The sequence below is a fragment of the Chamaesiphon sp. OTE_20_metabat_361 genome (assembly GCF_031364565.1).
On the sequence record NZ_JANLWO010000758.1, the window covers coordinates 1 to 4288 of the forward strand.

Sequence of the window (4288 nt, forward strand, 5' to 3'; positions counted from 1 at the left end):
AATTCTATGCTGGCATGGGTTTTAGCTGATAATCCAGCTTGCCAATTTTACGCTGCGTTTGGAGGTAAACCAGTTCATGAAAAAGAGATCGTAATTGGCGGTAAACCTTTAATTGAGGTGGCTTATGGTTGGATGGAAACAGAAAATCTTAGACGCAGTTGAGCCGCCCAATAATCCCGTTGTCGTTATTTAATTAGAGATTGAGATAAGAAAGCGATCGTTCATTGACGATCGCTTTCTCATTAAGATATGCTCGCGCAACTAATGAGGATCTAGAGACAAATAATCACCTTAATTGCCACTAGTCTGCTGCCATTGATAGAGCAAGTCACTCGCTGCTTGAGCATCTTGGGGATTACCTTGTCTCTGAGCGAATTTAACGGCTTGCTGCATATCGGCAATCCCACCAGCTAGATCTTTTAAGTAGGTATACTTGAGCACCCCGCGATTGTAGTAGGCATTAGCATTTCTAGGCTTAAGTTGAATGGCGCGATTGTAGTCAGCTAATGCGCCCTGGTAATCTTGGAGATTGGTGGTTTTGAGATTACCGCGATTGGTGTAAGCGGCATCATAACTCGGCTTGAGTTGAATGGCACGGTTATAATCAGCTAGTGCGCCAGGGTAATCTTGGAGGTTGGTTGCTTTGATTAACCCGCGATTGTAGTAGGCGTTAGCACTTTTAGGGTTATTTTTAATTACCCGATTGTAGTCGGCTAACGCGCCCTGATAGTCGCCGCGCTGATATTTCTGCGCTGCTGAGGAGAAGCGATCTCCAGTACCTTGTCTATTATAAATTCTGGCGATCGAGATCGCGCCTAGATTTGGCGTGTGAGACATCTCCAGCGAATTTTTAGCAACTGCAATAGTCTCACAGGTAATAGTAGCTGCACAGCCGATTAGTCCCGCCCACAGTAAGATTTTAGATGACATAAAAGTGTATTAGTTTGGGATGGTATTAATACTAATCGGGATTGTCACATGAGACAATGTACGATCGGTCGCCATTTATACCGTTCGGGCGAACGTGTTAGCAAGTTTTCCCCATTGGTGAAGATCGATAAATCATCGGGATGGCATACCTTGAAGTGTCGATAGATTGCCAGACAAGCATGGTTGAGTCAACATCCACAATCGCCAAGATCCGATCTAAATCGAAATGAGTAATTACACTCCAGATGGTGTGGACGCGATCGATTATAATTTCTGTGAATAGTGCAGCCTGTAGGTTAGCGGCTACCTTATTTATCCGCTTGTCAGATCCTCCCACCGTCCTCCCCAGCAGTGTCTAGCAAACAACATCTCTTCAAACAGTGGTTGGCGACTGGCTCAGTCGCCTTTGTGGCGAGCTGTGGCTGTAGTTTACCCTTTACGCAGAATCTCGCGCAGTCGGCACTCATCGGTTTCGCCGCGCTCCCTGGAGTTGCCGCCAGCACGCTCTTGCGCTTGCGCCAACGCCAACAGCAGTTACATCGCCAATTAGATCGCGGCAAATTGCGGCTGCATCATTTGTACCACCAAGGAACGCTACTCGACAAACAATTGCAACTTAGGGATAGAGATCGCCAAGATATCGAGCGGCGAGTAGCACAACTACAGAGTTTAGCAGCTAGTTTGACCGAGCGGATCGATCGCGATCGCCAGCAACACCCGCCACTAGAGCAACAGCTAGCCGCACTCACCCACTACTGTCAGGAACAACAGACTTTAGCGACAAATATCGATCGCAAAATTCAGGACAAACAAGCCCGCCGACTCGAAATCGATACTAATGTCGATCGTCTCAAACTAGAACTTTCTCAACTGCAAGCAGCAAAATTACAGACGATTGATGAGATCGATCGATCTAAAATATTTCTCCAAAATATCCAAGCTGAAATCGCCAGATGTGCGACAACCAAGCAAGAATTAACAATAGCAATTCAGCAGATACAGGCACAGCAGGAAATAGTAAACAGTGACTTAAATCGCTCGACCGATCGGCAACATCACCTCATCGACGAGCTAAATTCTACAATTACTAGCAGCCAGCAGACGCACCAAAATTTGATATTAGAAATAGAGAGTCTAGCCCAGCTCGTCGCCCAAAGATCGACAGAACTAGCAGAGCGAGAACAGCAGTTAGCATCAGCACAACAACACCTCAGCGATACCGAATCAGCCTTAACACTCAAACAAACAAAATTAGCTGAATTAGCAGCAGAAATATCAGCTCGAAATCGTGACATCGAATCATCACCAGACTATCTCGCACTTTCAATACAACAACGCGAATTAAAAATTGCTCAATTAGAATTGAGTAGTAGAGCAGCTAAGCTAGATAACTTAGAATTAAAATTTCAGGCTAAATTTCAAGAATTAGAAGAAGTAGAGTTAGAGAAGATCCTCCAAATCTTCGAGCCAAAACCACCAGCAATCGATCGCAATATCGACTCGATTGCGATACCAGAAACATGGCACGATCGCTTCATCGATAATCCCCATCTTTCAATTTTACAACATATCGAAAAACATGGGACAATTACTGAAGCCGAAGCTAGTGCTAAACTCGGTAACGCTCGATCGGTCAGACAATTTGCCAATAAATTAGAAGAATACTCCCAAGATCTGCCCTTTTCAATCAGAGTAGAATCCTCACCCAAAGGTAATCGCTACCTCAAAGAAACTCAGAACTAACAGTATCTCCACATCTGTCCGAATACTGCATTTTCCCCTTAAATATGCTACAATCGCCATCGAATCGGTTCAAAAGATGATAAAGGTAGTAAGCGATGCTTCTGGTAACTACAAGTAATCATTACATTCCCAACCACTAGATCGTGAAAACTAAAATTTTTGCCTCATTATTACTTGCCACCTTAACTTGTAGTGGGTTTAGCACCGCTTATCTCATCCCCGCTGTTGCAAAAACACCAGCAGCCACTACAGCCAATCGCGTCTATGCCAAAGCAAATCCCGCCGTGGTGATGATTCGCGGTAATAAGGGCTGGGGAAGTGGCTTTATCATCAGTCCTGACGGCTATGTGATTACCAACGCCCATGTAGTCAAAGGGCAACCCGCCGTGGTGACATTATTGATGGCGGACGGGAAAACAGAAATACCTGCCGATCTAGTAGGATTTGGCAAAGATGGGCTAGATCTGGCATTACTCAAAATCAATCGTCGGGGTCGAAAATTTCCAACAGTTACCCCTGCCAAAACTGCGGCGAGAGTTGGGGACAATGCCTATGCGATCGGTACGCCGTTAGACGAGGCGTTCCAAAATACATTTACCACTGGAATTGTTAGTGCCCTCCGTGACGGTGGTAAGTACATCCAACACAGTGCCCCCATCAATCCAGGTAATTCTGGTGGGCCATTATTAAACGACAGCGGTGAAGTAATCGGGGTGAATACAGGCGGATTTGGTAGAGCTACAGGCAATGTCGGACTCAACTATGCGATCGGTGTCAATTTACTCCGTCAATTTGTCATCGATGCCCGTCAGGGTAAAAGTTCGCCTGTGGCGACGATCCGTGATTGAACTCAATGGGGAACCGTATCCGTACCGATCGCCAAAGGCAAATAAATTTCGATCTCGTGGTGCATATTTTACCAATAACTACCCAATCTCAGTTCATGTCAACTGTTAAATCTAGCTGCTCACCGACAATTAATTAGTAATTCTCATGAAACTAGCTCAACCCAAATCATTCGCGATTTTCAAAACTGCATTGCTATCTAGCCTCATCACGATCTCTGGATCGTTAGCAACTCAGGTAAGGGCAGAAAATACACATCCGCAGATCGTCGCCCAAGCATCGCCGACAGTCCAGTTTTATTGTGGTAAAGCCGCAGATCCCAGCAGTAGAAGCAACCTTCCGGCTACACTTGCCAGAGTTTCTGGATCTAGGGAAGAACCCGTACTAATTATCTGGAAAAGTGAGGCATTTAAAACCACACCCCAACAACGGTGCGAAACAGTTTCACCCAAATTTCAAACAGCACTGCAACAGGGTCGCAACTATATTACTGCGGGGGTCGATCGCAAAAGTGGTATGGGGATAATCTGTGCGATGGCTGATGCCGAACAACCTTGCGATCGCCGGAATATGTTATTTACGCTCAAATCTTATCAAGATGCTGGTAATACGATCGAACAACTCTCTAGCGTACTAAGGGGAACGGCAAGTTCACCAATATATGAAAGTGGTAGTACTCCAGTCGTCGATCTCCGCGATTTTGCGCTATTGCGAAAAAATTAGTTCGATCTGTAGGTTGGGTTGAAGAATGAAACCCAACCTACAGATC

4 protein-coding genes are annotated in these 4288 nt (G+C 45.4%); 3 read left to right on the plus strand and 1 reads right to left on the minus strand.

Translation table 11 applies throughout. The annotated features are described in order from the left end of the window. Positions 1-291: 291 nt before the first annotated feature. Positions 292-930: a tetratricopeptide repeat protein gene (locus RMO35_RS21490; RefSeq protein WP_309744112.1), complete on the minus strand. Its 639-nt coding sequence runs from the start codon at positions 928-930 to the stop codon at positions 292-294. 351 nt (positions 931-1281) lie between these two features. On the opposite strand from RMO35_RS21490, the gene RMO35_RS21495 reads away from it, so the two are divergent. The 3 genes from RMO35_RS21495 (at position 1282) to RMO35_RS21505 (ending at position 4242) form a co-directional block, all read left to right on the plus strand. Continuing rightward, complete coding sequence (locus RMO35_RS21495; protein ID WP_309744115.1) at positions 1282-2673, plus strand: hypothetical protein; 1392 nt, start codon at positions 1282-1284, stop codon at positions 2671-2673. Between the two features lie 143 nt (positions 2674-2816). After that, positions 2817-3521 (plus strand): trypsin-like peptidase domain-containing protein, encoded by a 705-nt coding sequence (locus RMO35_RS21500; RefSeq protein ID WP_309744118.1) that lies wholly within the window; start codon positions 2817-2819, stop codon positions 3519-3521. Positions 3522-3666: 145 nt separating this feature from the next. Continuing rightward, a complete protein-coding gene (locus RMO35_RS21505) occupies positions 3667-4242 on the plus strand; it encodes a COP23 domain-containing protein (protein WP_309744120.1) in 576 nt (191 codons plus the stop codon). Positions 4243-4288: the final 46 nt, after the last annotated feature.